Source organism: Aminobacter sp. Y103A (assembly GCF_030294925.1).
Classification (GTDB): domain Bacteria; phylum Pseudomonadota; class Alphaproteobacteria; order Rhizobiales; family Rhizobiaceae; genus Aminobacter; species Aminobacter ciceronei.
This window is the reverse complement of record NZ_AP017986.1, coordinates 1,830,086-1,856,588: the sequence shown is the minus strand read 5'-3', so window position 1 is coordinate 1,856,588 and position 26,503 is coordinate 1,830,086. Positions and strand designations below refer to the sequence as shown.

28 protein-coding genes and 2 pseudogenes are annotated in these 26,503 nt (G+C 63.0%); 11 read left to right on the top strand and 19 right to left on the bottom strand.

The genetic code is table 11. From position 1 onward, the window contains the following. Window positions 1-168 precede the first annotated feature (168 nt). On the top strand, window positions 169-1,176 hold the full coding sequence (locus Amn_RS08915) for a DUF2336 domain-containing protein (RefSeq protein WP_286296331.1): 1,008 nt from the start codon (window positions 169-171) through the stop codon (window positions 1,174-1,176). Here the strand turns inward: Amn_RS08915 and Amn_RS08910 are convergent. The 3 genes from Amn_RS08910 to Amn_RS08900 form a co-directional block, all read right to left on the bottom strand. Then, window positions 1,163-1,510, bottom strand: a complete 348-nt coding sequence (locus Amn_RS08910; RefSeq protein WP_067964346.1) for a DUF1491 family protein — start codon at window positions 1,508-1,510, stop codon at window positions 1,163-1,165. The genes Amn_RS08915 and Amn_RS08910 overlap by 14 nt on opposite strands. 83 nt (window positions 1,511-1,593) lie before the next feature. Continuing rightward, entirely contained in the window at window positions 1,594-2,388 is a 795-nt protein-coding gene (locus Amn_RS08905) for a peptidoglycan-binding domain-containing protein (protein WP_286296329.1), read from the bottom strand. Continuing rightward, window positions 2,363-4,138: a sensor histidine kinase gene (locus tag Amn_RS08900; protein ID WP_286296327.1), complete on the bottom strand. Its 1,776-nt coding sequence runs from the start codon at window positions 4,136-4,138 to the stop codon at window positions 2,363-2,365. The genes Amn_RS08905 and Amn_RS08900 overlap by 26 nt, the downstream gene beginning before the upstream one ends. A 452-nt stretch (window positions 4,139-4,590) precedes the next feature. Between Amn_RS08900 and Amn_RS08895 the strand changes: the two genes are divergently transcribed. Both Amn_RS08895 and Amn_RS08890 read left to right on the top strand, forming a co-directional pair. Further along, window positions 4,591-4,992, top strand: a complete 402-nt coding sequence (locus tag Amn_RS08895; protein ID WP_263007785.1) for a DUF5330 domain-containing protein — start codon at window positions 4,591-4,593, stop codon at window positions 4,990-4,992. Between the two features lie 212 nt (window positions 4,993-5,204). Further along, window positions 5,205-5,633 carry a SufE family protein gene (locus Amn_RS08890; protein WP_182575523.1) on the top strand — a complete coding sequence of 143 codons (429 nt, stop codon included), beginning with the start codon at window positions 5,205-5,207 and terminating at the stop codon, window positions 5,631-5,633. A gap of 327 nt (window positions 5,634-5,960) precedes the next feature. On the opposite strand, the gene Amn_RS08885 is transcribed toward Amn_RS08890, so the two are convergent. From Amn_RS08885 to Amn_RS08845, 9 genes are all read right to left on the bottom strand, one after another. After that, window positions 5,961-6,386, bottom strand: coding sequence for a Ros/MucR family transcriptional regulator (locus Amn_RS08885; RefSeq protein WP_154384984.1), 426 nt, complete (start codon window positions 6,384-6,386; stop codon window positions 5,961-5,963). A gap of 266 nt (window positions 6,387-6,652) precedes the next feature. Further along, window positions 6,653-7,027, bottom strand: a complete 375-nt coding sequence (gene mnhG / locus Amn_RS08880; protein WP_154384983.1) for a monovalent cation/H(+) antiporter subunit G — start codon at window positions 7,025-7,027, stop codon at window positions 6,653-6,655. Next, the gene (locus Amn_RS08875) at window positions 7,024-7,338 is read right to left on the bottom strand and encodes a cation:proton antiporter (protein WP_083948784.1); all 315 of its coding nucleotides are present in this window, start codon (window positions 7,336-7,338) and stop codon (window positions 7,024-7,026) included. Before Amn_RS08875 ends, mnhG begins: the two co-directional genes overlap by 4 nt. After that, on the bottom strand, window positions 7,338-7,811 hold the full coding sequence (locus Amn_RS08870; protein ID WP_067964359.1) for a Na+/H+ antiporter subunit E: 474 nt from the start codon (window positions 7,809-7,811) through the stop codon (window positions 7,338-7,340). The genes Amn_RS08875 and Amn_RS08870 overlap by 1 nt, the downstream gene beginning before the upstream one ends. Then, the gene (locus Amn_RS08865) at window positions 7,808-9,382 is read right to left on the bottom strand and encodes a Na+/H+ antiporter subunit D (RefSeq protein WP_286296313.1); all 1,575 of its coding nucleotides are present in this window, start codon (window positions 9,380-9,382) and stop codon (window positions 7,808-7,810) included. The genes Amn_RS08870 and Amn_RS08865 overlap by 4 nt, the downstream gene beginning before the upstream one ends. Before the next feature lie 4 nt (window positions 9,383-9,386). After that, window positions 9,387-9,764 carry a Na+/H+ antiporter subunit C gene (locus Amn_RS08860; RefSeq protein WP_067964363.1) on the bottom strand — a complete coding sequence of 126 codons (378 nt, stop codon included), beginning with the start codon at window positions 9,762-9,764 and terminating at the stop codon, window positions 9,387-9,389. Further along, window positions 9,764-10,183, bottom strand: a complete 420-nt coding sequence (locus Amn_RS08855) for a Na+/H+ antiporter subunit B (protein WP_286296311.1) — start codon at window positions 10,181-10,183, stop codon at window positions 9,764-9,766. The genes Amn_RS08860 and Amn_RS08855 overlap by 1 nt, the downstream gene beginning before the upstream one ends. A gap of 1 nt (window position 10,184) precedes the next feature. Continuing rightward, window positions 10,185-12,503, bottom strand: coding sequence for a putative monovalent cation/H+ antiporter subunit A (locus tag Amn_RS08850; protein ID WP_286297971.1), 2,319 nt, complete (start codon window positions 12,501-12,503; stop codon window positions 10,185-10,187). A 154-nt stretch (window positions 12,504-12,657) separates the two neighbouring features. Continuing rightward, on the bottom strand, window positions 12,658-13,020 hold the full coding sequence (locus Amn_RS08845) for an SH3 domain-containing protein (protein WP_067966909.1): 363 nt from the start codon (window positions 13,018-13,020) through the stop codon (window positions 12,658-12,660). A 125-nt stretch (window positions 13,021-13,145) separates the two neighbouring features. On the opposite strand from Amn_RS08845, the gene Amn_RS08840 reads away from it, so the two are divergent. Next, window positions 13,146-15,245: a S9 family peptidase gene (locus Amn_RS08840; RefSeq protein ID WP_286296308.1), complete on the top strand. Its 2,100-nt coding sequence runs from the start codon at window positions 13,146-13,148 to the stop codon at window positions 15,243-15,245. A 43-nt stretch (window positions 15,246-15,288) separates the two neighbouring features. On the opposite strand, the gene Amn_RS08835 is transcribed toward Amn_RS08840, so the two are convergent. The 4 genes from Amn_RS08835 to Amn_RS08820 all read right to left on the bottom strand — a co-directional run bounded on the left by Amn_RS08835 (window position 15,289) and on the right by Amn_RS08820 (window position 18,479). Continuing rightward, on the bottom strand, window positions 15,289-16,242 hold the full coding sequence (locus Amn_RS08835; protein WP_067964372.1) for a cytochrome c: 954 nt from the start codon (window positions 16,240-16,242) through the stop codon (window positions 15,289-15,291). Window positions 16,243-16,252: 10 nt separating this feature from the next. Then, window positions 16,253-16,690, bottom strand: coding sequence for a c-type cytochrome (locus Amn_RS08830; protein ID WP_067964374.1), 438 nt, complete (start codon window positions 16,688-16,690; stop codon window positions 16,253-16,255). 206 nt (window positions 16,691-16,896) lie between these two features. Beyond that, window positions 16,897-17,493 carry a superoxide dismutase gene (locus Amn_RS08825; protein WP_067964376.1) on the bottom strand — a complete coding sequence of 199 codons (597 nt, stop codon included), beginning with the start codon at window positions 17,491-17,493 and terminating at the stop codon, window positions 16,897-16,899. 107 nt (window positions 17,494-17,600) lie between these two features. Next, window positions 17,601-18,479: a branched-chain amino acid aminotransferase gene (locus tag Amn_RS08820; RefSeq protein WP_067966913.1), complete on the bottom strand. Its 879-nt coding sequence runs from the start codon at window positions 18,477-18,479 to the stop codon at window positions 17,601-17,603. A gap of 141 nt (window positions 18,480-18,620) precedes the next feature. On the opposite strand from Amn_RS08820, the gene Amn_RS08815 reads away from it, so the two are divergent. From Amn_RS08815 to Amn_RS08795, 5 genes and pseudogenes are all read left to right on the top strand, one after another. Then, window positions 18,621-19,283: a haloacid dehalogenase type II gene (locus Amn_RS08815; protein ID WP_067964378.1), complete on the top strand. Its 663-nt coding sequence runs from the start codon at window positions 18,621-18,623 to the stop codon at window positions 19,281-19,283. 178 nt (window positions 19,284-19,461) lie between these two features. After that, on the top strand, window positions 19,462-20,202 hold the full coding sequence (locus Amn_RS08810) for a L,D-transpeptidase (RefSeq protein WP_067964380.1): 741 nt from the start codon (window positions 19,462-19,464) through the stop codon (window positions 20,200-20,202). 103 nt (window positions 20,203-20,305) lie between these two features. Further along, a pseudogene (locus Amn_RS08805) lies at window positions 20,306-20,468 on the top strand (transposase); the annotation flags it as partial. A 418-nt stretch (window positions 20,469-20,886) separates the two neighbouring features. Further along, window positions 20,887-21,210, top strand: coding sequence for a DUF736 domain-containing protein (locus Amn_RS08800; protein ID WP_006328923.1), 324 nt, complete (start codon window positions 20,887-20,889; stop codon window positions 21,208-21,210). A gap of 49 nt (window positions 21,211-21,259) precedes the next feature. Next, window positions 21,260-22,475: pseudogene (locus Amn_RS08795) on the top strand (IS1182 family transposase); the annotation flags it as partial. A gap of 162 nt (window positions 22,476-22,637) precedes the next feature. Here the strand turns inward: Amn_RS08795 and Amn_RS08790 are convergent. Then, window positions 22,638-24,194: a helicase HerA-like C-terminal domain-containing protein gene (locus Amn_RS08790; protein ID WP_067964382.1), complete on the bottom strand. Its 1,557-nt coding sequence runs from the start codon at window positions 24,192-24,194 to the stop codon at window positions 22,638-22,640. A gap of 157 nt (window positions 24,195-24,351) precedes the next feature. Here Amn_RS08790 and Amn_RS08785 point away from each other — a divergent pair, with 157 nt between their 5' ends. Both Amn_RS08785 and Amn_RS08780 read left to right on the top strand, forming a co-directional pair. Continuing rightward, window positions 24,352-24,582 carry an AbrB/MazE/SpoVT family DNA-binding domain-containing protein gene (locus Amn_RS08785; protein WP_067964384.1) on the top strand — a complete coding sequence of 77 codons (231 nt, stop codon included), beginning with the start codon at window positions 24,352-24,354 and terminating at the stop codon, window positions 24,580-24,582. Further along, window positions 24,579-24,965, top strand: coding sequence for a type II toxin-antitoxin system death-on-curing family toxin (locus tag Amn_RS08780; protein ID WP_067964386.1), 387 nt, complete (start codon window positions 24,579-24,581; stop codon window positions 24,963-24,965). Before Amn_RS08785 ends, Amn_RS08780 begins: the two co-directional genes overlap by 4 nt. Here Amn_RS08780 and Amn_RS08775 read toward each other — a convergent pair. Beyond that, window positions 24,962-25,432, bottom strand: a complete 471-nt coding sequence (locus Amn_RS08775; protein WP_067964388.1) for a GreA/GreB family elongation factor — start codon at window positions 25,430-25,432, stop codon at window positions 24,962-24,964. The genes Amn_RS08780 and Amn_RS08775 overlap by 4 nt on opposite strands. 65 nt (window positions 25,433-25,497) lie before the next feature. Continuing rightward, window positions 25,498-26,502 carry an asparaginase gene (locus tag Amn_RS08770; RefSeq protein WP_286296292.1) on the bottom strand — a complete coding sequence of 335 codons (1,005 nt, stop codon included), beginning with the start codon at window positions 26,500-26,502 and terminating at the stop codon, window positions 25,498-25,500. Window position 26,503 lies beyond the last annotated feature (1 nt).

The following is a 26,503-nucleotide window of genomic DNA, read 5'->3' as shown; positions in this document are numbered from 1 at the left end:
TCGCTGGAAAATCCGCGTAACCAATTGGTAACAAACGGATTCCTTAACGCCAGAGTTAACAGTGCGCTAACAAATCCTCGCTAAGTTTATGTTCACCTTAGGAAGCCATGGCGCGTGGGCGTCAGACGATCCAGGGCAGTGTCGAGTTTTTGTCAGGCGTACCCGTTCGTGTCAGCATCGGACTTCAGGCAAATTGCCATCGGACGCGAAACCGGTAAGCCAGAGCGGCTGTTCCGAGCAGCAGTCTCAGCCTTCTGCGCCCTGCCCCGCCCTTCGCGCCGCGAGATCGCCCAACTGGAAGACCTGACCCTGCCGCTGTTCGACAAGGTGTCGGTGGAAGCCCGCCGGTTTGTCGCCGCAGCCCTTTCGGAAAGCGAATACGCGCCGTTCGGCCTGGTCCGCAAACTCTGCGACGAACCCGTCGACATCGCAGCACCGCTGCTCGTGCGGTCACCTGTTCTGTCCGACGTCACGCTGATCGCGCTGATCGGCCGTCACGGCCTGCCGCATGCGCGCGCGATCGCCCGCCGCCCGAACCTGCACAAGACCATTGCCGACCTGATCCGGGTGCTCGAGCGCCCACGCCTGGTGTATCCCGAAATGACCAGGCAGCAGGAGACGGCCGCCAACGCGTCGCAAGCCGCCGAAGCGATCGCTGCACCCGTCATGTCCAATGGCCCCGTCCCCGGTGAGCTTGCCGAGAATGTCCGCCGCAAGCTGCGCGCGATGATGACGCCGGCCACGCCCCGCCAGGCAATGCCGGATGAAGAGCGCGCGCCGGCCTACGACAGGCTCAAGACGACGGCGCTGACGGGCAACGACAGCTTCTTCCAGACAGCGCTTGCCGACGCGCTGGAAATCGACCTTCTCGCCGCTCGCTCGATCACCGAGAAGTCTGGCTATTCCCAGCTCATCGACGCGCTCAAGGCGCTCGACCTCGCCGAAGAGCAGGCATTCCTGCTCGCCGCCGCCATCCTGCCCGGCCAGTTCGCCCATGCGGAATCGGTCAGGCTGTTCCTGGAGCGCTATCGCGCCCTGCATCGCGACGTGGCACTCGACCGTGTTCGCGACTGGAAGGCCGCGTCGGTCGGTGCCCGCATCCGCAGCAATGCCGAGCGCCTGCAGACGAGGGTCAAGTCCTCTACGCCCAAGGGCGACCGGCTCAAGGCGTCGTAATCGCAACGAGGTCGACGATCCCGGTCTTGCCGGGCTCGATCTCGACCACCCAAATGTCGGGGTCGAAACGCCGCTCGCGTTCGAGCCGCTTTTCGATCGCCGTGCCGTCATCATCGCTTTCAAGCAGGCTGAACTGGCGTTCGCCGGGTCGGGCCATGTCGTAGCTGGTCTGCGGTGCCGGGCCGTAGAGGTTCGAGCGGCCGAAACGATCGCGGGTGAGGATGAAGACGGCACCGGCTTCCAGCGCGCCACGGTTGAGGATCGCGCCAAACCCGCCTTCGCCGAAGACGCGACGCAAAAGGGCCGACACCCAGAAGTCAGTGGTGAGACGCATAGGACCGGCCCGATCGCAGTTTCGACGAAGCCTCTATAGCGGCTCGGCGCGCACAGGCCAATCCGAGCCAATGCTGCCCTGCTTCAGTTGGTCAGGCCGATCTCGCGCATCTTGGCATAGACGCCAGGGTCGGGCTCGCCCGTTTCCGGCAGCCCGAACAGAGCCTGGAATTCACGGATTGCGGACTTCGTCCGTGCCCCGGGGACGCCGTCGATCTCGATGCCGTCATTGCCGAAAGCCTTCAGCCCGGCCTGGATCTTCATGATCCGCGCGCTGGTATCTGCGGCAGGCTCGGCACGTGCCGGCGTCGCAGCCTGTGTTGCCCTTTGTGCCGCTGCAGGCATCACCTGTTCACGTGGTGTCGGTCGCGGGGCTATGCCTGCGGTGGTGTCGGCCGCGCCCAGTTGCTCGAGCAGCTGCGCGTCGATTTCGCCTGATGCCGCCATGCCGACCTTCTTCTGGTAGGCCTGGATGGCGCCGCGCGTTGCCGGACCGTTCAACCCGTCGACGTTGCCGTCGTAGAACGCAAGGTCCTTGAGAATACCCTGCACCCGTTCGATGCGCGGATCGCCCTGCGGGCGCACGGCCCCCGCAGCCTCCTCGGGACGTTCGATCTTGATCGTCGTCTCGGGCGCGTTCTGGTTCATGTCGGGAAACTCGACCGCTTCGCGGGTCGAGAAGAAGGCGCCCTTGTGCGCATAGGGCTGATACCAGAGCGCATTCGCCGAGACATAAAACAGCGCCACCATGAACGCCGTCGATCCGCCCACCAGGACCGGGTTGCGGGCAATCAGCCCGCCGAGCGCCAGGACGCCGTCCTGCAGCGGGCTACGTTCCTCAATGACCTGCCGTTTAGCTTGCTTTGCGGAGCGGGCCACTGCGCATCTCCTTGTTCCTGCCGGCAGGAAGCTTCATCAACTCGCCCCGCGCAGGCTCGGGCCGGTAGGCGGGGCCCTCGATGGGCAGGCTGATGGTGACGGTCGTTCCTTCGTCCGGCGCGCTCTCGATCGACATCGTGCCGTCGTGCAGGGCAACCAGTCCCTTGACCAGCGACAGTCCGAGGCCGGTGCCTTCGAAGCGGCGGGTATAGTCGTTCTGGATCTGCGTGAACGGCGTGCCCAGCCGCGACAGGTCGTCCTGTGCAATGCCGATGCCCGTGTCGGAAACCCAGAAGTGCAGGCGCGAACCGAGACGCTTGGCGCCGATCTCGACCCTGCCGCCATCGGGCGTGAACTTGACCGCATTGGAGACGAGGTTGATCAGCATCTGCTGCACGGCGCGCCGGTCAGCCTTGACCTCGCCGGTGCCGGCGGCCACCTCTACCACAAGGTCAAGCGACTTGGCCTGCGCCTGCAGCGCCAGCATCGAAGCGCACATGTCGACAGCATCGCGGAACCTGAACGGCTCAGGCGTGATCGCATAGCAGCCCGATTCGATCTTGGTGACGTCGAGGATCGAATTCACCACGTCGAGCAGGTGCTGGCCGGAATCGCGGACGATGCCGACATATTCCTTCTGGCGCGGCTCCTTGAAGCCACCGAACATCTCGTGCAGCAACATGTCGGAAAAACCGATGATGGCATTCAGCGGCGTCCGCAGTTCGTGGCTCACGGCAGCCAGGAAGTTGCTCTTGGCGAGTTCGGCGCTCTTGACCGCGTCAGCTGCGGTTGCCAGCTGATCGCGCAGTTCGGCAACCGTGTCGTTGTTGCGGACGACGGCAACGAAGGCCTGACCGTCGGCCTTCATCAGCTCGAGCGCGAACGGCCGGAAATTGTCACCGGCGTCACCCTCATTCTGCCTGGGCAGGCGCAGGCGCAATTCAACCTCGCGCAGTTGCGCACCGTCGCGCATGTCAGCCAGCGCGCAGAGATAGCCGACACGATCGGCAACATGGATGCGGTCGAAAAGCGCCGTTCCCAACAGCAGCTCCGGCTGCAGCCTGAGCATTGTCCGAGCCTGCTCGGAGACGTCGGTCACGTCGCCATTATGGGCAATGCGCAGCACGACCGCCTTGAGGATCGTTTCGAGAGAACCAGCGGGCGCGTCTTGCTGTTCGACGCGGCGATCGAGGAAAGCACCGGCACGAACGGCAAATGTGGCAAGCCAGGCAACCGGCAGAAGCCACTGCCAGGCCGAGACGGCTGCGCCATCTGCAAAAGGCATGGAACCGAGAGCAGCCTGGGACAGCAGCGCGACGGCGGCCGCCACAGTGCCGAACTTTGCCGCCTTGCGCGTTCGCCAGACCCACAGCGCCTCGAGCGGGAGTGCCGCGACAAGCAATGTCGCCGGCGACGTCAGTCCGCCCGCCGCGGCAACGATCGCAGCGATCGCAGTCGTTGCGACAACAAGAGATGTCGTGCCGATCTGTCCGGTCTTGCCGGTCGCAGCAATCAGCAATGCAGCAAGCCAGCTCAGGCTGAAGGCCGCGAAAATGACGGCAAAGGTCGAGGCTGCGCCGAGATTGGCAGAGACCAGGAACACACCCGCGCCGGCAACCAGGAAAGGCGCCGCCAGCAGCAAGCCGACGAGCCGCCGCTGGCGCGAACGCTCGATGCCATCTGCTGACGGATGGACCAGCCGGTCGCAGCCGCCGGCCATCGCGCCGGAAAACTCACCGTATCTGGTCATGACAAAACTCAACGCTACGCACTCTTCCGTGGCTCGCTTTGCGGCTCTTCTGTAGTTGTCCCAAACTCGCACCGAGCCTTTAATGAAGGGATAAGGCTGGCCGACCGAAACCCGGCTACGCGGCGAATATCGGGATCACAGCGCCGACATTCGAGAACAGTTATCGCCATGGTAAACAGGGGGTTATTTGCCGACTTGGCGCCCGCGAATCTGTCCTGGCCGCATTTGCCCGCGGTTTTTCAATTTAAATCAATTGCTTACGGAAACCGTGAGACATTGCCTGCGAAACCACCTGCGCGAGCCGAGCCAGTCCGTTAAACTTTGGTGAAAAGCCTGCGCAAAATGCCACCGTTTGCAGCAATCGCTCCTTTGTTCCTCCATGTCATTGTCGGCTCAACAAGATGTGGGTCGACAAAAAACAAACAGGCCCGCCACACAGTAAGAGGCACACCATGGGCTTTCTCATCAGGACCGCATTCTGGTTCTCGCTCGTCCTTCTTCTTCTGCCGCTCGGCACCGGGCCGAATGGCGAGAACAGCGTGAGCCCGCTGCAGGCGATCTTTGCCGCCCGCGAAGCCGTCGGCGACCTCGCCGGCATCTGCGAGCGCAAGCCTGACGTCTGCGAGACGGGCAAGGCCGCGATGCAGACCATCGGTGTCAGGGCCCGTGAAAGCGCCCGCATCGCCTATCAGGCGCTCGATGAGCAGTTCGGCCAGCCCGACACGGCAACGCAGACCGGCAGCGTTCCCGAGGCTGCTCCAGAGGCTGGCCCGGAAGCTGGCCCGGAAGCTGGCATCGTGCCGGCCGAGGCTGCCGCCGTGCCGACCCCGAGGCCCGCGGCTCCGGCCAACTGATTTCCGACACAAGGCATTGCCGCGAACGGAGCAGGCGTTCGGGCAGCCAATCCCTTTCGGTTCAGCGCTTCGGCTCAGCCAGCCCGGCTGCAAGCTCAAGGCGCCAGGCCACACCGCAGGTCGCCCGCCTCTGGCGCCTGCGGTGTCTTTCTTTGTTCGTGACGGGCTTTTTTCGTGACGGGCAGCGATGCTGCGACTATATCCAACCCATCATGACGGCTTCGATCGACACCATTCGCGACGACTTCTCATTCCTCGAGGAATGGGAGGACCGCTATCGCTATGTCATCGAATTGGGTGAAGCGCTGCCGCCCTTTCCGGAAAGCGCCCAGACCGACAGCAACAAGGTGCAAGGCTGCGTCAGCCAGGTCTGGCTGGTGACCCATCTTGGCGACGGGACCGACCCGGTCATCCATTTCCAAGGCACTTCCGACGCCCATATCGTGCGCGGCCTGGTTGCCATCATGCTTGCGCTCTTTTCAGGCCATCGCGCCAGCGAGATCACGGCCATCGACGCCGAGGCGACGCTGAAGGAGCTTGGCCTCAACGAGCATCTGTCGCCCCAGCGCGCAAACGGCCTGCGTTCGATGGTCAAGCGCATCAAGCGTGATGCCGAGGCAGCGCTCCACCAGATCGCCTGAGCCTCCGTCTCAGCCGCATCTCGGGCGCCTCCGTCCCTTGATGCTGGGCAGCACCTTTTCAGCTCGGCAGCACCTTGCGGTGACGTCGACGCATTGTCGTGCGGCGAGCACCGCATCGGCCGAGCAGGCAATCGAACGCGAGAGGCCCAGAGGATCGCCACCGGAGCGATGATCTCGATCGCCGCATCGTCCTCAGGCAGGTGCGCGACCGGCTGACGAGCGTCTTTCCTGGCCAGCCGGACCAGCTGTCGCTGTGCCGCACCATCCCAGGCCAAAACGCAATGCGGCGCCCGCGGGCGCCGCAAGCTGAAACTCTTTCGAAGGGCGTTACTTGCTCTTGCGCTTGCGGCCGAGGCCCATCTTCTTGGCGAGCTGCGAACGCGCAGCCGCATAGTTGGGCGCCACCATGGGATAGGCGGCGTCAAGGCCCCACTTCTCGCGATACTGGTCGGGGGTCATGTTGTAGTGCGTCATCAGGTGACGCTTCAACGATTTGAACTTCTTACCATCTTCAAGGCAGATAATGTAGTCGTCGTGCACCGAGCGCTTGGGATTGACGGCCGGCTTCTGCTTGTCGGCTGGCGGCGTCTCGGTGACATTGCCAACGCGGCCGAGAGCTGCGTGGACATCTGCGATCAGGCCCGGAAGTTCTCCCACCGGAACTGGATTGTTGCTGACATAGGCAGCCACCACATCGGCGGTCAACTCGATCAGCGTGTCATTGTTGGTTGCAGGCGTTTCGGAAGTATCCATATGCTTAGGCCCCAATGTGACTGGATGTTTTTTTGCCCGATATTCCGATCGGGATGCGGTGCGTTCTTGTATCGTAGATTGCCTCTGCGACTCGCACTCCATCACTTTAATGAGCCCGTCTCCAGAACAAGTCAATTCACTATTCTTTGTGAACTACAACAACAATGATTTCATCACTTCTCTAACAAATGAACCTTTTTGATACGCTGACGCCTTCAAATGAGATGATTTTTGACAACGCTGAAAGTTGTCCCGAAAGGTCATTATCAACCTTCAGTGCCAGAGGGGCCGTTCTTCTTTGCCACGGCAGCCGTTTCAGCCAAATCGTCGCTCACTGCCCCCTCCCACATGCGATAACCGGCCGAATATGCCGCCTTGGCAAGCAGATGGGCCGAGATCGGCGCTGTCAGCAGGAAGAACACGACCCCAGCCAGCGCCCGCAATGCGGTTGCCGGTTCGCCGATGTGCGCAGCAAGCGCGATCAGCATCAGACAAGATCCCACCGTGCCGGCCTTCGACGCCGCATGCATGCGCGTGTAAAGATCAGGAAGTCGCAACAACCCGACAGATGCCACAAGCGCAAACAACGCGCCGACAATGATGAGACCTCCGGCCAGATAGTCGGCTGCTCCGTCGATCATGGCCTGTCCTCTTCGGCTTCTTCTTTCTTCGCATCGATGCCGCCGCTCAACACGAAACGCGCGAAGGCAACCGTCGCCAGGAAGCCGACAAGACCAAGCGCGATGGCGACATCGACATACAATGTGAAGCCCGAACGCACGCCAAGAACGGCAATAAATCCGATGGCAACGGCAACAAGCATGTCGAGCGCCAGGATCCGGTCCGGCAAGGACGGCCCCTTCACGACGCGCACCACCACCAGCAGAAACGAGATGGTGAGAACGCCCAACGCAAAGATCGCGCTGATGTTGAGGAAAGCAGTTCCAGACATCATCTGAATGCCTCCAGTATTCTGCGCTCGAAGCCTTGGGCGATGTCGCGCCGCGCCTGGTCCAGGTCGGAACAGTCCATCCCATGAATAAACAGCGTGCGCCGGTCATCGGAAACGTCGACTGACAAGGTGCCGGGCGTGAGCGTGATCAGATTTGCGAGCAAGGTGATCTCGAAATCCCGGTCGACCTTCAAAGGATAGGCGAAGATGCCGGGTTTGATGTCCATGCGTGGCGACAGCACCAGCTTTGCAACCCTGAAGGCCGAGAGGAAAAGTTCCTTGATGAACAAAGCAATCAGCAGAAGCAGCGCCACCGGGCGGATGACGGCCCTGGTGGCCTGGATCTGGTCGCGCACCAGGAACAGGACCACCCATCCGACGGCAAAACCAAAGACCAGATTGGGGATCGAGTAGCTTCCCGAGACAGCGACCCAGACAAGCGCCAGTATCAATTCGTTGCGGAAAGGGATCATGATCCACTCCCCGCCGGGAAGACTGCCTGTACATAGGCCGAAGCGTCGAGCAGTCCGCTGGCCGCCGCCGTCGAGAGCCGAATGAAGGGCTCCGGCAGGACGCCCATCGCGAGCATCGCCGCAACAAGAACGACAAGGGCTGAGCAACCCGACGCCGACATCGGACCAGCGGCCGCTGTCTTGTCACTTGAAGCTTTGTCACCTGGAGCCTCGCGCCAGAAAGCGAGGATGAACACACGGCCAAGGGCTACGGTCGCCAGGAAGCCGCTCACCAGGATAGCGGCCGCAATCTGCCAGGCGCCGCTGTCGAGCGACGCCCGCACCAGCATCACCTTCGGCCAAAGTCCCGAGCCGGGAGGCAGGCCGGCTACCGCAAGCGAGATGATGAAGGCGAGCGCGGCGAGAAATGGACTTGCGCCATAGAGCCCTGACAGGCTGTGCAGCGAAAAACTGCCGCCGCGCTGGCGCATCAGCCCGCCGAGCAAGTACAGCGCCGACAGCGCCAGCATCGAATGCAGTGCGTAGAAGATCGCGCCCGACAGCCCGCCATTGCTGCCCAGCGCGATGCCGGCAAGCATGATCCCGACGCCCGAGATGACCAGGAAGCCGGCGATCCTGCGGATGTCGGATTGCGCCAGGGCGCCAAGCGCGCCGATAAGCATGGTCGCCACCGCCACCCAGCCGATGAGGCCGGCCAGCACCAGCCGTTCGGCGGCGAAGATCATCACCAGCGTCCGCAACAATGCGTAGACGCCGACCTTGGTCAAAAGACCGCCAAACAGCGCGCCGGTGATGACGGGCGGCGTGTGATAGGACGCCGGCAGCCAGAAATTGAGCGGAAAGGCCGCCGCCTTCATGCCGAAGGCGAGCAGATAGAGCGTGGCCAGCGTCATCAGCGGCGCAGCCGTGCCGATCTGGCCTGCGCGTGTGGCAAGGTCGGCCATGTTCAGCGTGCCGAACGTGCCATAGAGATAGCCGGTCGCGATCAGGAACAAGGTCGTGCCGACCAGGTTCAGGATCGCATATTTGGTGGCGCCGTCGATCTGCGCCTTGTCGGACCCCAGGATCAGCAAGCCGAAGGACGAGATCAGGAAGACCTCGAACCAGACATAGAGGTTGAACATGTCCCCGGTCAGGAAGGCGCCGCTGACGCCGGCCATCATCAGCATCAGGAACGGATAGAAGCCGTAGCGCCTGCCGGTCGCGTCGATGTCGCGCAGCGAATAGGCGCAGCAGACGAATGCGACGAGCGAAGCCGTCAGCGAAAATGCAGCCCCCAGCACGTCAGCGGTAAAGGAGATGCCGAATGGCGGCAGCCAGCTTCCCATCGTCATCGACACCGGGCCTGTTGCCAGCACGCGCTGCAGCAGCAGGCCATTGGCGCCGACCATGACCACGAGCACAACCAGCGCCAGCACCGCATGCCAGCGAATGCTGTGCCGGATCAACAGAAGCACGGCCCCCCCAATGATCGGCAGTACGACCGGGGCAATGACCAGCCAGTCGACTGATGCAATCGGCCCGGCAACCATCGCAGCGGCCTTGTCGACGATCTCACCTTGCACGGCCATGGTCTCAGTACCCCATCGGCGGCAAGCCGTCGTCCACGGGCTCGGCGACACGCATGCTGTCGGTGTCGTCGGTACCGATCTCCTGATAGGCGCGATAGGCAAGCACCAGCAGGAAGCAGAAGAAGCAGAACGAGATGACGATTGCCGTCAGGATCAGCGCCTGCGGCAACGGATTGGCCACGGCGCCCGCCGGCACGTCGAGACCTTCCGCAATGATCGGCGGCACCTCGCGGATGATGCGTCCATTGGTGAAGATCAGAAGATTGACCGCGTTGCCGAACAACACAACGCCGAGCAGGATGCGGATGATGTGCCGCGACAGCATCAGATAGATGCCGGCAGCGAAGAACAGGCCGACGAGGATGGCGAACACGGCTTCCATCAGTCGTGCTCCCTGTCTTCGAGCGCCAGCGCGATCGAGGTGAACGAGCCGACCACGACCAGATAGACGCCGATGTCGAAGACGATGACCGTCGACAGGTCGACGGACATCCCGAAGAAGGCGGGCGACGTCCACAGCCCGGTCAGGAACGGCACGCCGAACAGAAGCGACGGCAGACCGGCCGCAGCGGCGGCAAACAGCCCAAAGCCTGATATCGCCATGGGGTGGAAGTAGAGTGCCCGGCGCACCGCCGGCACGCCAAAGGCGATGCCGTGGATGGCGAAGGCGGATGCCGCGATCAGGCCGCCGGTGAAACCGCCGCCCGGCTCATTGTGGCCGCGCAACAAGACGAACACCGAAAACATCAGCATCAGGCCGGTGAGGTATGGTGCGGCGGTGCGGAAAATCAGCGTCTGCATGTTACGCCTCCTTCCTGACCGGGGCATGAACGTCCGCCTTTTTCGAGCGGATGCGTATCAGCGCAAGGATGGCGAGGCCCGTCACCATCACCACGGCGATTTCGCCCAGCGTGTCGAGGCCGCGGAAATCGACGATGATGACGTTCACCACATTGCGGCCATGGGCGATGGTCTTGGCGTAGGTGTTGAAGAACTGCGACAGCCGGTCGTCGAACGGCAGTTGCGTCACCTTGAGCAGAAGCAGCGCGAAGGCCGTACCGCAAGCTGCGGCAATTGCCATGTCCAGAAGCTTCTGCGCATGCGGGCGGCGATCGGTCGGCGCAAGCCTGAGCCGCGTCATGACCAGCGCCAGGATCACCACCGACAGCGTCTCGACCATGAACTGGGTGAAGGACAGGTCTGGCGCGCCGAACAGCATGTAGAGCAAGGCGACGGCAAAACCCTGGATGCCGAGCGAAACGATGGCCGTCAGCCGGCTGCGCGCCTTGACCACGGCAGCGATGCCGATCACGGCGATGGCCAGAACGCCCCATTCATAGAAGCGCAATGCCGGCACATCAGGCATCGAGGGCAGCTCGCCGAACAGCACCATCGGCAGCAGCAGCGCTGCCGCCACCGCGACGAAGGTAACGGTCATGTAGATGTCGAGGCGGCCGTTGTGGATGATGCGCGTCAGACCTGTCGCGAGCCGCAAGAGGCCGCGCAGCACCTGGTCGAAGCCACGGTCCGGGCCCCAGCCGATCGCCTGGAGAACGCCAGCCGTCGCGCCGCGCAAGCTGTCGAGCCTGACATAGGCGGCGATGCCCAGCGCGACCGTCAGGCCGGACAGCAACAGCGGCACGCCGATGTGCGGGATCGTCGAGATGGTGACCTCGATGGGGCTGCCGGCAACGGCGCTCGCCGCGGGCGACGACAGGAACCGATGCGTGATCGGCGCGGCAACGGCCGCAGCCAGTCCCAAGGCTCCGAGCACAGCCGGCCCCAGCCACAGCGATATCGGCCCTTCATGCGCCGCCTTCGGCGTCCTCAAGACATCGCCGAGGAAAGGCCGAAGTGCCACCGCAAATCCGATGGCAAACATCAGCGCATTGCCGCAGACGGCTATGACGAGCAGCACGGCCTGCCAGCCCTCCGGCGAACCAAGTGCATAATAAATCTGTTCCTTGGCCAGAAAGCCTGAGAACAGCGGCAGCCCGCCCATCGAGAGTGCTGCAAGCATCGCTGCCGCGAAGGTGATCGGCATGGCCTTGCGCAGGCCGCGCAGGCAGGTGATGTCGCGCGTACCCGCCTCATGGTCGATCAGGCCGGCGACCATGAACAGCGCGCCCTTGAACATCGAATGGGCGATCAGATAAAGCGCCGCCGCCTCGATCGCCTTGTCGGAACCAAGGCCTGTCAGCATCACCAGCAGTCCGAGAGAGGAGACCGTGGTGTAGGCGAGCATCAGCTTGAGATCGGTCTGCCTGACAGCGAGCAACGTGCCAATCGCAAGTGTCGCGCCGCCGAACACTGGCAGGATCGTCTCCCAGGCCGCAGTGTCGCCCATCACGGGATTGAGGCGCATCAGCAGATAGACGCCTGCTTTCACCATGGTCGCCGAATGCAGGTAGGCCGAGACGGGCGTCGGCGCTTCCATGGCGTTGGGCAGCCAGAAATGGAACGGAAACTGCGCCGATTTGGTGAAAGCGCCGCCCAACACGAGCAACAGGGCAGCAAGGTAGAGCGGGCTGTTGCGCAAGGCGTCGCCGGAGCCGAGCAGCGACGAGAGCTCGCTCATGCCGGTTGCCTGGGCGATGACCAGCAGACCTGCCAACAGGGAAAGCCCGCCAATGCCGGTGACCAGCAGCGCCTGCAGTGCCGCGCGCCGCGAAGCTTCCCGCCCGTGGTCGAAGCCGATCAAAAGGAACGACGTGATCGACGTCAGCTCCCAGTAGACGAACAGCATCAGGAACGAATCCGAGACGACAAGTCCCAGCATCGCCCCCATGAACAGCAGGATGAACGAGAAAAAGCGGCCCTGATGCGGGTGCCCTTTGAGATAGCCGCCGGCATAAATCACGATCAGCGTGCCGATGCCTGATATCAGCAGGGCAAAGGTCAGTGACAGGCCATCGAGAAACCAGGAGAAGCGAAGACCGAGACTCGGAGCCCAGTCAAATCCACCAGAAATCGAACTGCCTTTGCTGACCGCATCGAGCATGCCGGCAAGATGCAGAAAAACGACCAGTGGAATGGCGGCCAGCAGCCAGCCGGCATTGTGTTTCATCACGCGAACGAGCGCAGGTGCAAGCAACGCTCCCGCAAACGGCAGCATGAGTATCAGGAAGGTCAGCGGACGGGCCCTCTTTGTGTCTCACGTTGTTGACCTGAGGGCATAGACGTCGGGCAGCCAAGGGGCAAGCGCAATCGGACCTTGTCAACGACAACCGCTTTCCGCCGTTGCGGCAGCTGCGGCAATGTCGCCTGGAAACGCGTCAGTACGGGGTGATGTAGCGACCATAGACCCAGCCGGTGACGTAGTTGCCGTTCTGTGCGGGGTCATGCCAGACCTGGCACCAGCTGTAGCGGACCCGCTGCTCCTGCTTCCACACGGGCAGACGGCTGATGTCGCGCAGATCGACCCCGCCGGTGCAACGGCCGGTCATCTGCAGCACCTTGCCGTTGGGATAGGCCGCCTGCTTCTGCGAGCCGTTCGACGGGAACTTGCGGATGTTGAGCGTATCGCCCCACGGCACCCTGGCAACTTCCCAGGCGGAAAAGGCAGCGGCATGGGATTCGGCCGCGAAAACGGCGACTGTCGAGGCAATGGCAACTGCTGCGGCTGTCTTCTTGAACATCTGGTCTTCTCCTTCGGCATGGCCGGTCACATATACGTTGCCGCCACACTGCAACTCCGCCCTTGAACCCGACCTGATCGACGTGTTCATTCGGCATTCAAGATTCAGCACCCACGCGAGACCTAATGACCCGACCCAAGATCTTCGCCGACATCGCCGCGCCCGTGACCGACAAGCGCCCCGTCTCCGACACGCGCCACGGCATCACGCGCGTCGACGAATATGCCTGGCTGCGCGCCGACAACTGGCAGGAGGTGTTCCGCGACCCGAGCGTGCTCGATGCCGATATCCGCAGCCATCTCGAGGCGGAAAACACCTATCAGGCCGAACTGATGGCCGACACCGTCGAGCTCAGGAAGGCGCTGTTTGCCGAGATGAAGGGCCGCATCAAGGAAGACGATTCCTCGGTGCCGATGAAGGATGGCCCTTTCGCTTATGGCTCCTCGTTCAAGAAGGGCGGCGAGCAGCCGCGCTACTTCCGCATTCCGAGCGAAGGCGGTCCGGAAGAGATCATCCTCGACGGCGACAAGGAAGCCGAGGGCCACGCCTATTTCCGCCTCGGCGGCATCGACCACTCGTCGGACCACAAGCGCCTGATCTGGGCCTTCGACGACAAGGGGTCGGAATTCTACACGCTGCGCGTGCGTGACATCGGCAGCGGCGCGGAACTTGACGACGTGGTCGGCGACACCGGCGGTTCGGGCACATGGGACGCGGCGAATACCGGCTTCTTCTACACCCGCCTCGATCCCAACCACCGGCCGTCAAAGGTGTTCTACCATGGGCTCGGCACGGACGCCGCAGCGGACCGGCTGGTCTATGAGGAAACCGACCCCGGCTTCTTCATGAATGTCGGCGGCACGCGCTCCAACGAATGGATCATGATCTCCATCAGCGACCATGAGACATCGGAGTACCGGCTGTTTCCGGCGACCGATCCGCTGGCGGCGCCAAAACTTGTGGCAGCGCGCGAGATCGGCCTGCAATACGACCTCGAAGAAGGCGGCGACATCTTCTTCGTGCTGACCAACGCCGATGGCGCCAAGGACTTCAAGATCATGACGGCGCCGGTCAGCGATCCGGCGCGAAGCAACTGGAAGGAGCTGGTCGCCCATGAACCTGGCCGCCTCATCCTGTCGGTGGTCGGCTTCAAGGACTTCATGGTCCGCCTCGAGCGCAAGGAGGGCCTGCCCCGCATCGTCGTCCATGAGCGCGCCACGGGTGCCGAGCACCTGATCTCCTTCCCCGAAGAGGCGTTCTCGCTCGGGCTGTCGGGTTCCTACGAATACGACACCGACACCATGCGCTTTTCCTATTCGTCGATGACCACCCCGTCGCAGCTGTTCGACTACAACATGCGGACACGCGAACGAACCCTGCTCAAGACGCAGGAAGTGCCGTCGGGCCACAACATCGAGGACTATGTCACGCGCCGCCTGATGGCTCCGGCGCCGGATGGCGAACTGGTGCCGATCTCGCTGATCCATCACCGCGACACGCCACTCGACGGAACAGCACCCTGCCTGCTCTATGGCTACGGCTCCTACGGCATGACCATTCCGGCTTCGTTCAACACCAACTGTCTGTCGCTGGTCGACCGCGGCTTCGTCTATGCCATCGCCCATATCCGCGGCGGCAAGGACAAGGGTTATGCCTGGTACGAGGACGGCAAGCGCGCGACCAAGGTCAACACCTTCACCGACTTCATCGCCTCAGCCCACCATCTCGTCGCCGAGCGCTACACCGCGCATGAGCGCATCGTCGCGCAAGGCGGCTCGGCCGGCGGCATGCTGATGGGAGCGGTGGCCAACATGGCGCCCGAGGCCTTTGCCGGCATCATCGCCGAAGTGCCCTTCGTCGACGTGCTGACCACCATGCTCGACGACACCTTGCCGCTGACGCCGCCGGAATGGCCCGAATGGGGCAATCCGATCGCCTCGGAAGCGGACTACAAGACCATCGTCGCCTACTCGCCCTACGACAATGTCGCTGAGGTCGACTATCCGCCGATCCTGGCGGTGGCCGGCCTGACCGATCCGCGCGTCACCTATTGGGAGCCGGCCAAATGGGCGGCACGGCTGCGCGAGCGCAAGTCGGGCAACAGCCCGGTGCTGTTCAAGATCAACATGGATTCTGGCCATGCCGGCGCCTCCGGCCGCTTCTCCAGGCTCGAGGAAGTCGCCTTCAACTACGCTTTCGCTCTGAAGGTGGCCGGGCGCGCCTGACATCGCGATGGAGAGACCGGCGGCCTCTGGCCGCCGGTGGGGCTCAACCCGCGGGCTTCGGCTGCTGCGCCGGGTAACCGTTGGCCTGTGGCGGGATCGCCTTGAGATAGGCGGCGATCGCCTCCCGGTCGGCGGCAGTCAGTCTCGCCATGTTCTTCTGCACCTCGACCATGGTGCCGCCCACGGAATCGAACTCCGGCGTGAAGCCGGTTTCGAGATAGCCGGCGATATCGGCTTCGGACCAGCCGCTGATGTCCTTGCCTTCGGGCGTGATGTTGGGCACGACGCCGTCGCCTTCGGCTGCCCTGGCGCCGGCCAGCCACTGGCCCTTTTCGGTGCCGCCGGCAAGGCTGCGCGGCGTGTGGCATTCGCCGCAATGGCCGGCACCCTCGACCAGGTCACGCCCATGCAGCACCTTGTCGGGCGTGCCCTCGGCAAAGGCGACCACCGGCTGATCGCTGAGATAGAGCTGTTTCCACAGTCCCAGCCCGCGCCGGATGTTGAAGGGGAAGCCAAGCTCGTGATCAGGCGCCCTGCCCTCAACCGCCGGCAGCGTCTTCAGGAAGGCGTAGAGGTCGGCGACGTCAGCCGGCTTCATGCGGGCGTAGGAGGCATAGGGAAATGCCGGATAGAGATGCTGGCCCTCGCGCGACACGCCTTTCAGCATCGCATTGGCGAAGTCTTCGAGCGACCATGCGCCGATGCCGTCATTGGGATCGGAAGAAATGTTCGGCGCGACGAAGGTGCCGAACTGCGTCTTGAGTTCGACGCCGCCGGCGAGCTGCAGCCGCGCGTCGCCTTCGGATTTCGGCCTGGCGTGACACGAGGCGCAACCGCCGGCGTCGAATATGCGCTGGCCGCGGCCGGTGTCGCCGGTTCCCAAGGCAGCCAACATGTCAGGCGCCAGCCTCTCCGGCACCGTCAGCCACCAGAAAACTGCGGCCCCGGCGCCGCCAAGCGCCAGAGCCGCAACTGCGATTTTCCTGAAAACAGCCATCCGCGAGGGGTCAGCCCTTCTTCACGCGGAACGCCTCGTGGCAGGTGCCGCAGGTCTGGCCGATGGTGCCGACCTGCGCCTTCAACGCATCCAGATCCGCAGCCGGGCTGGCGACTGCGGCGGCAGTGACTTCCTTGAACTTGTCGACCTGGGCCTGGAAGCCGGCCAGGTCTTCCCAGATCTTCGGCGAGGCGGTGGTGTCGCCCTTGTCGCTGCCGGCGGGGAACGACGCTGCCACGTCGATCTTCTGGACGTTGTCGTTGAGCGCGGTCAGGGCGGCGACGACAGCCGCCGCATCGAACGGCGCCTCGCCCTTCACCATCTTCACCAGTGTGCCGACTTGCTTCGCATTTTCCTTCATCACTGCCTGGCGGTCAGCAATCACATCGGCGAATGCTGCGGTGGTGGCGAGCGCGAGCGCTGCGACGGCAAACACAATCTTTTTCATCAGGTCCTCTCTCGGTTGCAACAGCTGCCTAGGGCCAACGGCGAAACTGGCCGAATTCGTCCTGAAATTCTCTTCACGCTTCCGTGACTGTTAGAGTTTTTCGAACATTTCCACCCAAACGCAAAAACCCCGGCGGTTGCCGGGGTTTCAGATGCGTCGGCCGGTCACCGGTCACATCAGGGGATGCGACCGGGCGGGTCTGCGGCTCAGGCCTTTTCGTAGAGCTCGAGCACGTAGTCCCAGTTGATCAGGCTGTCGACGAATGCCTCGAGATACTTCGGACGGGCATTGCGATAGTCGATGTAGTAGGAGTGCTCCCAGACGTCGACGCCGAGGATCGGGGTCGCGCCGTGAACCAGCGGGTTCTCGCCGTTCGGGGTCTTGGAAATGGCGAGCTTGCCATCCTTGACCGACAGCCAGGCCCAGCCCGAGCCGAACTGCGTGGTGCCGGCAGCGATGAAGTCGGCCTTGAACTTGTCGTAACCGCCGAGATCGGCATCGACGGCCTTCTGAAGTGCGCCCGGCAGCTTGTTGCCGCCGCCGCCCTTCTTCATCCACTTCCAGAAGTGGACGTGGTTGTAGTGCTGGGCGGCGTTGTTGAACAGGCCGGCGTTCTTGCCGAACGACTGCTTCACCACCTCTTCCAGCGACAGCTTGTCCATGCCCGCTTCGGCAGCCAGCTTGTTGCCGTTGTCGACATAGGCCTTGTGGTGCTTGTCGTGATGGTACTCGAGCGTCTCCTTCGACATGAAGGGCTGCAGCGCCTCGTAGTCGTAGGGCAATTCGGGCAATTCAAAAGCCATGGATCATACTCCCTTGCTGGCAATTTCGCGGCATGACTATGCCGTCTACAGATAGGTCGTCGTCATCTTGGAAACAGATGAGAGGCACTGTTTTTTCTTCGCTGCACTCAGGCCTTGCCGGTAGAGTGAGCCCACTCCCAATATAGCTCGCGAGACTTTTTTGCTACCGGTCCCGGCTGCAGATTTCGGTCTTCGATGCGCGTCACCGGAACGACCTTGGAATGGTTTCCGGTCGAGAAAATCTCGTCGGCTTCGAGGAATTCGCGCACCGAAAGCGTCTTCTCGATAACGGTGTGGCCGCTCTCGGCAAGCAACGACATTGTCCGGCTGCGGGTGATTCCGGACAAGAAAGTTCCATTCGGCGCCGGGGTGAACACCTGGCCGTTCTTGACCAGGAAGATGTTCGACGATCCGGTCTCGGCGACGTTGCCCAGCATGTCGAGCACCAGCGCATTGTCGAAACCGCGCATCTTGGCATCGAGGATGGCGCGGCCGTTGTTCGGATAAAGGCAGCCGGCCTTGGCGTTGGTCGGCATCGTTTCCATGCTCGGGCGGCGAAACGGCGACAGGCCGATCGAAAATCCGGTCGGCGGCAGCATCGGTGATTCGTAGAGGCAGAGGCAGAACCGCGTCGAAGACGGGTCCGCCGGGACACCCATGTAGCCGCCATGCTCGGCCCAATACATCGGCCTGATGTAAACGGCGGTCTTGCCGTCGAATTTCTTGAGCCCATCCCAGGTCAGCCCGACGATCTGCTCCGGGCTCATCGTCGGCTTCAGACCGAGCGCGATCGCCGAGGAGTTGACCCGCCGCGAATGCGCTTCAAGATCGGGCGCCACGCCCTCGAACCAGCGGCCGCCGTCGAAGACGCTGGACCCAAGCCACATGGCGTGGCTGCGCGGGCCGATGAGCGCGACATTGCCCTCGTGCCAATCGCCATCGACATAGGTCCAGGTCGTGGATTGTGCAGCCGCAGCGAGCGTCATGGTCTTTTCCCGTCGCATCTTGTTGGTGTCGGGCATCGAAAAGGCTTTGGCCGGCCCCGTCAACCGGCAGCAGGCCTAAATGTTGGAGCCAGCCGATAGTTGTGCTTGCGCTCGCCGCCAAGCCGTTGGAAAACCACAGGCATGCGCCACGCCGCCTACATATTCGACGCCTATGGCACGCTGTTCGACGTGCACGCCGCCGTTCGCCGCCATGCCGCCGACATCGGCCCGGACGGCCAGCTGCTGTCCGAGATCTGGCGGGCCAAGCAGCTCGAATATTCCTGGGTCCGCACCCTGATGGGCGCCTATCTCGACTTCTGGCAGCTCACCGAACAGGCGCTCGACTTCGCCTTCCGCAAGGTGCCCTCCGTCGACCCGGCGATGCGCAGCAAGCTGCTCGACGCCTATTGGCGGCTCGATTGCTATCCGGAGGTCCCTGCCGTCCTGCGCAACCTGAAGGACAATGGCGCCAGGCTGGCGATCCTGTCCAATGGTTCGCCCGCCATGCTTGAGGCAGCCACCCGTTCTGCCGGGCTCGACCTCATCCTGGACGAGATCTTCTCCGTCGACAGTGTGCGCCGCTTCAAGACGGACCAGTCGGTGTATGATCTGGTGGCCAGCAGCTGGCGCCTCTATCCCGAAGCGATATCGTTCCAGTCGTCCAATCGATGGGACATTGCGGGTGCCGCCAAATTCGGCTGCCGTACCGTCTGGATCAACCGCGCCGACCAGCCGGACGAGTACCGCGACTTGCCACCATCACTGATCCTGCCGTCGCTGGAAGGTTTAGTTACAATTGGTTAGCTAACCATAGGTCAGGCATGTTGCCATAACGCAACAGTGATTGGCGCGTCACATCGTTGCCATGCTTTGTCCACCCTAAGGTCTGATTTTGACCTGCCTATCTCCGTGAGCGTTAAGGGAACGCGACCGTTTCCTTGAATTCACCATTTCTTTCGAACTGGACTCCTAGATCGCAGCCATGCCCATATCACATGATTCATCCCGCCCTCTGACGAGGCGCGGCTTTCTCAATCTGGCGGCCGCAGGTGCTGCCACGGCAGCGCTTTCGGCCTGCTCGACCGTCAGCGGCGGCGGCCAGTTCGTGCAAGCGCCTCAGATCGTCCCGCCGACGCCGACCATCGATCCGGCCTTCGGCGACTACGTCAACATGTATGGCCCGGTCAGCGACGAGGGCTATGAGGTTCCCGGCATTCCGGTCAAGAAGGTGAAGCCCCAGTTCCTTCGCCAGATCGTCGCCGATCCGACCGGCGAACGTCCCGGCACGCTGGTCGTCGATACCTCGACCCACTTCCTCTATCTCGTGCGCGAAAACGGCCAGGCGATCCGCTACGGCGTCGGCCTGGGCCGCGCCGGCTTTGCCTGGCAGGGCCGCGCCGTCATCCAGTGGAAGCGCAAGTGGCCGAAGTGGACGCCGCCGGACGACATGATCGGCCGCCAGCCGGAACTCGAGAAGTACAGCGTCCGCAATGGCGGCATGGCCCCGGGGCTCAACAACCCTCTCGGCGCCCGTGCGCTCTACATCTTCCAGAACAACGAAGACACGCTCTACCGCGTCCATGGTTCGCCGGAATGGTGGACGATCGGCAAGTCGGTGTCGTCGGGCTGCGTGCGCCTGATGAACCAGGACATCATCGATCTCTACGACCGCGTGCCGTCCAAGACGCCGATCCTGGTCACCAACGGCCTCGGCATGGCCTGACAGCCCAGGGCTGCCCATCAAAGAAAAACGGCGCGTCATCGACGCGCCGTCAGACTGCTGACAAACCCCTGGCGAGAGTTGGGGGTTTGTGATTCAGTGGGTGATGTTGAAGCGAGCCGGCCCTGAACAAACCGCACTTGAGATCGTCACGCTCGATCAACTGGTTCCAGTTGATCACCTTCTGCGCAAGATCGATGGTGTTATCGATTTCTCGTTCATCCACGATCTGACAGCGCCGCTTTACTGCGCCGACAACATCCGGCCGCCAAAGCTCGCCCTTGTCAGTGCTCGATTACCACGCCGAGATGCCTGCTGGGGCTCCCGGTGCACGGGCACATTTATCGATCCGGCACGGTGTTGAGCGTGCGGAACCCGCCGCACGCGTTCCGATCGCTTGTTGTGCTCACCCGATCACGCGACCTGTCCCCACACGTCTTGAGGACATTCCCCTGCGGCTGGCTCATTGACCTATGGGCGGTTCCAGCCCGCCCGAAACCCTCGCCACCAGCTTTTTTCCCCGCCGCATGACGCGGCTTCCTCGCGCCGCTTCGCTTCAAAAAAGCTGCCCGCTCGGGTCCTTCGCTGCCGCTGCGGCCCTGCCGGGTTCGGGCGGTCCGGACGCGCCCATCACGGTCCGCCATCGCAGGGGAATGGTCCCCGGCGACAGCAGAAGGAGACAGGAAAATGACCGCGATCGGTTACGTCAACAAGCAGGAAAACGGCAGCTACAAAGGCCAGCTCAGGACGCTCAGCGTCCGCGCCGACATCGACATCGTGCCCAATCGGAGCAAGTCCGCCGACAACCATCCCGACTTCCGGGTGCTGACGCAGGGCGTGGAGGTCGGCGCCGGCTGGATCCGAACCGGGGAGACTTCCGGCAACGACTATGTGAGCTTGTCCATCGCCGCACCGGAGTTCGGTCCCCGCAAGCTCTACGCCAATCTCGGCCGCGCCGCCGGCCAAGACGATCAAGACACCTACGCCGTCATCTGGAACCCGGCCGACTGACCGGCCGGCTCAAGCCCTCCCGCCCCAACTCCGCGCCGGGGTTCCCCCTGGTCGCCCGCCACTTGATCCGACCTTGATGTTCAAGGCGCTGTTCATCGGCTACCTGTTCGGGGTGCGCTCGGAGCGGCAATTGGTGCGAGATCGAGGTCAATGTCGCCTACCGGTGGTTCCTGCGGCTGAAGCTGACGGACAAGGTGTTCGACGCCTCGACATTGTCGCAGAACCGACGCCGGCGCTACCAGGACGAGACGATCGCGCAGGCGATCTTCGACCGCATTGTCGAGCAGGCGATCGGGGCAGGCTTGGTCGACGGCACGGTGCTCTACACCGACAGCACGCACCTGAAGGCCAATGCCAACAAGGGCAAGTACGACCTTGCCATGGTCGCCAAGTCGCGTGCCGACTACTGGGGCGAGCTCGACCGGGCGATCGACGCCGAACGGGCGTTGCACGGCCAGAAGGCGCTGAAGGAGCAGGAGCGGCAGCCTGCGGTGAAAGAGACGAAGGTCTCGCGCACCGATCCTGAGGCTGGCTATATGGTGCGCGAGGGCAAGCCGAAGGGCTTCTTTTATCTCGATCACCGCACGGTGGATGGCGGCTTCGGCATCATCACCGACACGTTTGCCACGCCGGCCAACGTGCATGACTCGATCGTCTATCTCGACCGGCTCGACCGCCAGGTGGAGCGTTTCGGCTTCGACGTCACGGCGGCGGGGCTGGATGCCGGCTATGCCACGCCAGGCATCGCCAAGGGCCTGGAGGACAGGAACATCCACGGTGTCGTCGGCTATCGCAACCCGACCCGGCCAAAGCCTGGCAAGATGAGGAAGGGCGCTTTCGTCCATGAGCCGGACCTTGACGGCTATCGTTGCCCGCAGGGCCAGTTGCTCACTTACGCCACCACCGATCGCGGCGGTTATCGCCACTACAGGAGCGACCCGACGATCTGCCGCAACTGTCCGCTGCTGGCGTCTTGCACATCAAACGCCAAGGCCGAGCGCACCATCACGCGCCATGTCTGGCAGGATGTCCGCGAGCGGGTCGATGCCAACCGCTTAACCGCATGGGGCAAGGCGATCTATCGACGCCGCAAGGAGACGGTCGAGCGATCCTTCGCCGATGCCAAGCAGCTCTTCGGCCATCGCTATGCCCGCTTCCGAGGGCGAACACGCGTCGCCTGCCAGTGCCTGATCGCAGCCGCCGCCCAGAACATGAAAAAGATCGCAATCAGCCTCTGGCCAAAGCCAAAACCAAGCCTCGCATGAGGCCAAAGCCGGCTCGCAACGGCACTAGCATCTGCTCCCCGAAATCAATCCAAAAGCTCAATCAACCCACAAAACAAAACCCCGCCGAAATTCGACGGGGTTTGTCAGCAGTCTGACGGCGCGTCATCGACGCGCCGTTTTTCTTTGGAGCCTCAGGGTGTTTCAAAAGCCCTTCTTCAGGCTGCCCAGAATGCCGCGCACCAGCGCACGGCCGACCGACGAGCCGACGGAGCGCACGACCGACTTCAGCGCAGCTTCCGTCACCGTCTGCCGGTTCGAGGTTCGCGGCCTGGGCGCATTGCCGGTGTTGCGACCACTGGGCGCCGGCGCATCATTGCCAAAGCCCGGAATGGTCCAGCCGCTGCCGCCGCCGGTATTCGCCTGCTGCTGCGCCTGCTCCTGGGCCTTTTGCGCCTCGAGCGCTTTCTTCTGCAGCATCTCGAAGGCCGATTCGCGGTCGACCGTCTGGTCGTACTGTCCGGCGACAGGGCTTTCGTTGATCAGCTTCTGGCGCTCTTGCGGCGTGATCGGCCCGAGCCGCGATGCCGGCGGCCGGATCAGCGTCCGCTGCACCATGGACGGCACACCCTTGGCCTCGAGCGTCGAGACCAACGCCTCGCCGGTGCCGAGCTGGGTGATGGCGGTGGCGCAGTTGAAGTCGGGGTTCGGACGGAAGGTATCGGCAGCGGTCTTTACCGCCTTCTGCTCGCGCGGCGTGTAGGCGCGCAGCGCATGCTGGACACGGTTGCCGAGCTGGGCGAGCACGGTTTCGGGGACGTCGAGCGGGTTCTGGGTGACGAAATAGACGCCGACGCCCTTGGAGCGGATCAGGCGCACGACCTGCTCGACCCGGTCGACGACGATCTTGGGTGCCTCATCGAACAGAAGGTGGGCTTCGTCGAAGAAGAACACCAGCTTCGGCTTGTCGGGATCGCCGACCTCGGGCAGCACCTCGAACAGCTCCGACAGCAGCCAGAGCAGGAAGGTGGCATAAAGCCTGGGGTTCATCATCAGCTTGTCGGCGGCCAGCACGTTGATCGCGCCGCGGCCGTCGCGCGTCGTGCGCATGATGTCGGCGATCTTCAGCGCCGGCTCGCCGAAGAAGTGGTTGCCGCCCTGCTGCTCGAGCACCAGCAGCGACCGCTGGATCGCGCCGACCGAAGGTTTGGTGATATTGCCATAGCGGGTACCGATTTCGTCGGCCCGATCGGCGATGTTGGCCAAGAGCGACTGCAGGTCCTTCATGTCGAGCAGCAGCAGGCCTTCCTCGTCGGCAATGCGGAAAGCGATGTTGAGCACGCCTTCCTGCGCCTCCGTCAGGTTCATCAGCCGCGACAAAAGCAGCGGGCCCATTTCGGAAATGGTCGCGCGGATGGGATGCCCCTGTTCGCCGAACAGGTCCCAGAAGATGACAGGGAATTCCTGGAACTCATATGGGTCGAGCTTGATCGCCTCGGCGCGGGCAGTGAGAAAATCCTTGGCCTCGCCGATCATCGAGATGCCCGACAGGTCGCCCTTGATGTCGGCGCAGAACACCGGAACGCCGGCATTCGAGAAGCCCTCGGCCAGTATCTGCAGCGTCACCGTCTTGCCGGTGCCGGTCGCGCCTGTAACCAGGCCGTGGCGATTGCCGTATTTCAACAGCAATTCTTCGGGTCGTTGATAGCTATCGTCCGGCTTGCGGCTGGCACCAATGAAAATGCTGTCGTCCTGCGCCATGGGCGTTGTCTCCGGCAATGCTATTTTCCGACCGCAGCTGCGGCCACCCGCAAGGTATAGTGGCGGTCTACGCAAGCGACAATGGCTTGGTTCCGGCCGGGGCTTGGTTCCGGCGAGTCGGCATGTTATACATAAGTTATAACATGGAGACTTGGCCATGAATGTGACAGTGCGCAAGATCGGAAACTCGGAAGGCGTGATCCTGCCGAAGGAGGTGCTGGAGCGGCACAATCTGAGGGCTGGCGACACGCTGGTTCTCACCGAAGACGGCAACGAATTGCGCCTCAGCCCGGCACAGGACGACCCAGAGGAATTCGAGCGCAAGATGAAGATCGCGCGCGAACGGATGAAGAAGTACGAGGTTGCCTATCGCGCACTGGCGAAATGACCGAGTTCCACTCGCGTCAATTCGTCGAGGCGCTGCATGCCGAACAGCTGCGCCTGCACGGTGGCGCACCGGGCGTTCGATCAGAGGACATGCTGGAGTCGGCGCTGGCGCGCCCGCTGCAAAAGGTCGCTTACGGCACACCGGACCGATGCGAACTGGCAGCGGCCTATCTGTTCGGCATCGCCAAGAACCATCCCTTTGTCGACGGCAACAAGCGCACGGCATTTGCCGCAGCGGACTTGTTTCTGTTTTTCAATGGCTTGAGCGTCGAGGCATCGCAACAGGACGTTATCCAGTTCGTGCTCATGATCGCAGCCGGCGAAATCGATGAAGCTGGCGCCACCGCATTCTTCCGCGACCACACGGTTCCGGTCGAAAGCTAGCTGCCCAGTTCGACGATTTCCCATTCATGGCCGTTAACCGAGGCGAGGTCGCCGACCGATTTGCCGAACAGTGCGACTGCCATCGGCGAGGCATGCGAGATGCGGCCCTTGGCGGCGTCGGCCTCGTCTTCGCCGACGATCTGCCAGACGTTGCGCTTGCCCTTGTCATCCTCGATGACAACCTTCATGCCGAAGCGGACGACCGTGCTGTCAGGCTCGGGAACGGACACCTCTGCCGTCTCGCGGCGCGACTGCCAATAGCGCAGGTCGCGCGACACGGTCGCAATGCGCTCGCGGTCGGCATCGGCCTCGGCCTTGGCCAGATCCTCGCGCAGGCTGGCGAGCTGGGCCTCGATATGGGCGAGGCCTTGCTCTGTGACCAGGTTTCGCGACGCACTGACCGGCCGCTCGCCGATGTCGGCGATTACGTTTTCGCTATCGTCTTCGCGGGTAAAAGCTCTGCTCATCAACCGAACCTAGGTGTTCGCTGCATGGATAACAAGCCAGCCACGCTGACCCGCCCATTGCGTCCTCAGCCGAATGCAGCGCTGGGCCGAAGCGACGCAACTTCAATGCCGTTCCAGTTCCTGAGCACAGGATTGGCAGCCTTTTTCATGGTGCCGGACAGCGCTTCATCAGCGGCCAGAAGCCTGGCCAGACCCGCCGCGATCATGACCTCGGCCGCCCTGCCGGCGCCGTCGTCGCATTTCAACGCAATGCCGAGCCCAAGTTCGGGCACGGCCGCGCAAAACACGCCTTCGGCGCCGACCTTGACGAAGATCCGTCCGGGTGCAGTCTGCATCAACTCCGTATCGGCCCTGTCGGTTCCAGCGACCAGAAAAGGTTCGCTCATGCAGGCCGACATCAGCCGGCGTGCAGCCCCTGCCCGGTCCGCGCCGAGACCATTGCCGGTGACCATGCGCGCGAACCCCAAGGCAAGGTTTTGCAGCGGCACGGCAAAGGTCGGGATCGAACAGCCGTCAATGCCGCGATTGGCCTCGTCGTGCCGGGCTCCTGTTACCGCTTCCATCGTCTCGCGAACCATCTCCTGGAAACGATGCTCGGGCCTGACATAACCCTGATGCGCGATGCCGAGGTGGCGGCAGGTGCAGACGAAGGCGGAATGCTTGCCCGAGCAATTGTTGTGCAGCGCACTTGGCGAGGCGCCGCTGCGGGCCAGCGCGATGGTGGCGCCGTGATTGGACGGCCAGTGCGCGCCGCATTCGAGCGCATCGACGTCGAGGCCGGCCTTGGCGAGCATGGCATTGGCAAGCTCGGCATGGGCGACTTCGCCGGAATGCGAGGAACAGGCCAGCGCCAGTTCACGATCGCCGAAGCCATATGCATCGGCCGTGCCGCTTTCGACGAAAGGCAGCGCCTGGATCGCCTTGACCGCCGAGCGCGGGAAGACCTGTTGCTGCGCATCGCCCATGGCCCAGACCTGCTTGCCGTCGCCGTCGACGACGACCACCGCACCACGATGCACGCTTTCAACGAGGTCGCCGCGCAGCACCTCGACAAGAACCGGATTTGCCATT

Excerpts from the sequence above, each read along its gene's own strand:
- Amn_RS08910 (WP_067964346.1), bottom strand. The coding sequence starts at position 1,510 with ATGCGTCTCACCACTGACTTCTGGGTGTCGGCCCTTTTGCGTCGCGTC.
- Amn_RS08900 (WP_286296327.1), bottom strand. The coding sequence starts at position 4,138 with ATGACCAGATACGGTGAGTTTTCCGGCGCGATGGCCGGCGGCTGCGAC.
- Amn_RS08895 (WP_263007785.1), top strand. The coding sequence starts at position 4,591 with ATGGGCTTTCTCATCAGGACCGCATTCTGGTTCTCGCTCGTCCTTCTT.
- Amn_RS08890 (WP_182575523.1), top strand. The coding sequence starts at position 5,205 with ATGACGGCTTCGATCGACACCATTCGCGACGACTTCTCATTCCTCGAG.
- Amn_RS08885 (WP_154384984.1), bottom strand. The coding sequence starts at position 6,386 with ATGGATACTTCCGAAACGCCTGCAACCAACAATGACACGCTGATCGAG.
- mnhG (WP_154384983.1), bottom strand. The coding sequence starts at position 7,027 with ATGATCGACGGAGCAGCCGACTATCTGGCCGGAGGTCTCATCATTGTC.
- Amn_RS08875 (WP_083948784.1), bottom strand. The coding sequence starts at position 7,338 with ATGTCTGGAACTGCTTTCCTCAACATCAGCGCGATCTTTGCGTTGGGC.
- Amn_RS08870 (WP_067964359.1), bottom strand. The coding sequence starts at position 7,811 with ATGATCCCTTTCCGCAACGAATTGATACTGGCGCTTGTCTGGGTCGCT.
- Amn_RS08865 (WP_286296313.1), bottom strand. The coding sequence starts at position 9,382 with ATGGCCGTGCAAGGTGAGATCGTCGACAAGGCCGCTGCGATGGTTGCC.
- Amn_RS08860 (WP_067964363.1), bottom strand. The coding sequence starts at position 9,764 with ATGGAAGCCGTGTTCGCCATCCTCGTCGGCCTGTTCTTCGCTGCCGGC.
- Amn_RS08855 (WP_286296311.1), bottom strand. The coding sequence starts at position 10,183 with ATGCAGACGCTGATTTTCCGCACCGCCGCACCATACCTCACCGGCCTG.
- Amn_RS08845 (WP_067966909.1), bottom strand. The coding sequence starts at position 13,020 with ATGTTCAAGAAGACAGCCGCAGCAGTTGCCATTGCCTCGACAGTCGCC.
- Amn_RS08840 (WP_286296308.1), top strand. The coding sequence starts at position 13,146 with ATGACCCGACCCAAGATCTTCGCCGACATCGCCGCGCCCGTGACCGAC.
- Amn_RS08835 (WP_067964372.1), bottom strand. The coding sequence starts at position 16,242 with ATGGCTGTTTTCAGGAAAATCGCAGTTGCGGCTCTGGCGCTTGGCGGC.
- Amn_RS08830 (WP_067964374.1), bottom strand. The coding sequence starts at position 16,690 with ATGAAAAAGATTGTGTTTGCCGTCGCAGCGCTCGCGCTCGCCACCACC.
- Amn_RS08825 (WP_067964376.1), bottom strand. The coding sequence starts at position 17,493 with ATGGCTTTTGAATTGCCCGAATTGCCCTACGACTACGAGGCGCTGCAG.
- Amn_RS08820 (WP_067966913.1), bottom strand. The coding sequence starts at position 18,479 with ATGACGCTCGCTGCGGCTGCACAATCCACGACCTGGACCTATGTCGAT.
- Amn_RS08815 (WP_067964378.1), top strand. The coding sequence starts at position 18,621 with ATGCGCCACGCCGCCTACATATTCGACGCCTATGGCACGCTGTTCGAC.
- Amn_RS08810 (WP_067964380.1), top strand. The coding sequence starts at position 19,462 with ATGCCCATATCACATGATTCATCCCGCCCTCTGACGAGGCGCGGCTTT.
- Amn_RS08800 (WP_006328923.1), top strand. The coding sequence starts at position 20,887 with ATGACCGCGATCGGTTACGTCAACAAGCAGGAAAACGGCAGCTACAAA.
- Amn_RS08790 (WP_067964382.1), bottom strand. The coding sequence starts at position 24,194 with ATGGCGCAGGACGACAGCATTTTCATTGGTGCCAGCCGCAAGCCGGAC.
- Amn_RS08785 (WP_067964384.1), top strand. The coding sequence starts at position 24,352 with ATGAATGTGACAGTGCGCAAGATCGGAAACTCGGAAGGCGTGATCCTG.
- Amn_RS08780 (WP_067964386.1), top strand. The coding sequence starts at position 24,579 with ATGACCGAGTTCCACTCGCGTCAATTCGTCGAGGCGCTGCATGCCGAA.
- Amn_RS08775 (WP_067964388.1), bottom strand. The coding sequence starts at position 25,432 with ATGAGCAGAGCTTTTACCCGCGAAGACGATAGCGAAAACGTAATCGCC.
- Amn_RS08770 (WP_286296292.1), bottom strand. The coding sequence starts at position 26,502 with ATGGCAAATCCGGTTCTTGTCGAGGTGCTGCGCGGCGACCTCGTTGAA.